This window comes from Tabrizicola sp. (assembly GCF_031377265.1).
Lineage (GTDB): Bacteria > Pseudomonadota > Alphaproteobacteria > Rhodobacterales > Rhodobacteraceae > JAUYQR01.
Map to the genome: position 1 here is coordinate 1 of NZ_JANMET010000105.1, position 2,302 is coordinate 2,302.

General features: G+C 66.1%; 5 protein-coding genes. All 5 read right to left on the reverse strand.

The window, feature by feature from the left end; genetic code table 11:
• On the reverse strand, positions 1-267 hold a 267-nt coding region (locus tag RMO18_RS06080; RefSeq protein ID WP_405054016.1), incomplete at its 3' end, for a GNAT family N-acetyltransferase.
• Positions 264-785: a GNAT family N-acetyltransferase gene (locus RMO18_RS06085; protein WP_309664581.1), complete on the reverse strand. Its 522-nt coding sequence runs from the start codon at positions 783-785 to the stop codon at positions 264-266. The genes RMO18_RS06080 and RMO18_RS06085, both read right to left, overlap by 4 nt.
• Complete coding sequence (locus tag RMO18_RS06090) at positions 782-1,303, reverse strand: GNAT family N-acetyltransferase (protein WP_309664582.1); 522 nt, start codon at positions 1,301-1,303, stop codon at positions 782-784. Before RMO18_RS06090 ends, RMO18_RS06085 begins: the two co-directional genes overlap by 4 nt.
• Positions 1,300-1,800 (reverse strand): GNAT family N-acetyltransferase, encoded by a 501-nt coding sequence (locus RMO18_RS06095; protein ID WP_309664583.1) that lies wholly within the window; start codon positions 1,798-1,800, stop codon positions 1,300-1,302. Before RMO18_RS06095 ends, RMO18_RS06090 begins: the two co-directional genes overlap by 4 nt.
• Positions 1,797-2,302 (reverse strand): GNAT family N-acetyltransferase (locus RMO18_RS06100; RefSeq protein WP_309664584.1); only part of this gene is annotated, 506 nt, incomplete at its 5' end. The genes RMO18_RS06095 and RMO18_RS06100, both read right to left, overlap by 4 nt.

Consider the following 2,302-nt stretch of genomic DNA (forward strand, 5'->3'; position numbering starts at 1 on the left):
GACCGTCCATGGCCCATAGCCACGCAGGGGCCAGCTGGCGACCAACTGGCAAAAATCCAGCCAGGCTTGTTCAGCCAGATCGGGTGCCGCCGCAGAAATCGGAAGATCGGACAAAAAGCGGGCGTAGACCGGAAAGTCTTCGATCCGTGGGGCGCGCAGGCGGAAGCGTTCGGTCTGAAGCACCGGCACGATGGCTGCGATCTGGCGGGCCAGCGTAGCGGAAACGCCGGTCGGTGGAGCCTCCCACAGGCGAAGGGGCTGGGTCATGCCATCCTCCGGTGCCGATAGACCAGATCGTCGTCGCCCGGTTCCTTTGGAGCGTCGGGGTCCAGCACCGCGCCCAGCCGCTCGGCCAGCGCGATGGAGCGTGCATTCGCAGGGTCGATGTAGCTGACAGCGGTGTCCCAACCGAGGGGGCCAAAGGCATGGTCGCGGGCGGCGAGGGCAGCCTCGTGAGCATAGCCCTTGCCTTCAGCCTCGGGTCCCCAGACGGTCCAGCCGATCTCACGCTCGGGCCAGTCCCACGGGTGCCAGGGGCCGGCGTGGCCAAGCGGGGTGTCAGCACCCTTTTCGGTGAACACAAAACTGCCGTAGCCGCGTGCGACCCACATGCCGATGATATGGCAAAACGCGCGCCAGGCGACGTTGTCGGGCATCGGGCCACCAACGTATTGCGCGCGGTCGCTGCGGGCAAAGGCGTGCCAATGCGGCCAGTCGGTGGCTACGGGCGCGCGCAGGGTCAGGCGCGCGGTTTCAAGAACCGGGGTGTTGGCGAGGGCGATCATGCGCACACCTCCGGGCCGGGGTGGCGGTAGATGTGGTAGTCGCCTTCGGGGTCGACCTCGGTCTTTTCCCGCGTCGCGCCAAGGCGCAGGGCCAGCGCCTCGGACCGGGCGTTTTCCACATCGATCATGCTGATCAATGGCTTGGGCGAGATGCGGGCATGATAGTCTGCCTTCGCCGCCGTTGCGGCCTCAGTCGCATAGCCATTGCCTTCAAAGCCGTCGAAAAGACTCCAGGCAAGCTCTGGCTCGGGCCATTGGTCGTGGAATATCACGCCAATCCTGCCGACAAATTCGCCTGCCCTGGTTTCGACGGAATAGAAACCATAGCCGCGCAACGCCCAGTGGCCGATATTCGCCAAAAGCCCACGCCAGATCCATTTGCGCCCGACAGCCCCACCAACAAACTCGGCGCGAGGGCTTTTGGAGAACGCGAGCATAACCGGAAAGTCCGCCTCGCGCGGTTCGCGCAGGGTGAGGCGAGGGGTTTCCAGACCGGTAATGTGGAAAGCGAGGGTCATGCCAGCCCCCGCAGATCGTGGCGGATGACGACATCGCCCGGATCAACGCCGGGTGCATCCACGATGGTCCCGCCAAGCCGCAGGCCCAGGGCGATGGAGCGCGCGTTGCCGGGGTCGATGTAGTTGTCGAGGTGGTCCCAGCCAAAGGTCTGACGCGCCCAAGCCATCACCGCCCGCGCGCCTTCGGCGGCGATGCCTCGGCCCTCGGCGGCATCGGTCACGAACCAGCCAAGCTCTGGTTCAGGGTAGCCTTCCGGCTGGTAAATGCCAACCTCGCCGACATAGACGCCATCCTGATCAACCGAAAACGGGCCAAAGCCGATCAGCGGCCATTGCCCGACCTCGGAGGCAAAGATGCGCCATGCCTCCAGCGCGGTGAATGGCCCACCTTCCCAGACCGACCGGTCAGAGACGTAGAAGGTCTGGCGATGGGCAAAATCGGCCATCACCGGCATGCGCAGCGTCAGACGCGCCGTATGCAGGGTCGGGGCGATCATGCGGCCCTGCCGGCAAAGACATAGACCGAGCCTGCGTCCATCCATTTCGGACGCCGGTCAGCGGCAACCTGCCCGCCAAGACGCCGTGCGATGGCGTGCGAGGCGGCGTTGTCGCGGTGAACCTCGGCGTGGGCGGAGGTCAGGCCAAGGGGGCCAAAGACCCAGTCGTGCATCGCGCGGGCGGCCTCGGTTGCGATGCCGCGGCGTTCGGCCTCTGGGGTCCAGAGCGACCAGGTCAGTTCCACCTGCGCGCCGTCTTCCCACTGCATCGGGCCGAAGTGGCCAAGGGCGCGGCCGGTGGCGCGATCTTCGGCGATCAGGCGGCCGAACCCGCGCATCACCCAGTGGCCAAAGAAAGAGGCAAACTGTTCGGCGGCCTCATGTTCCTTCCTGATGCCGCCAGTATAGGCGGTGCGCGGCGAAGCGCGGTAATCGCGGAACGCGGGCCAGTCGCCGGGCTGCGGCGCGCGCAAGATCAGCCGGTCTGTTTCCAGAACGGGCA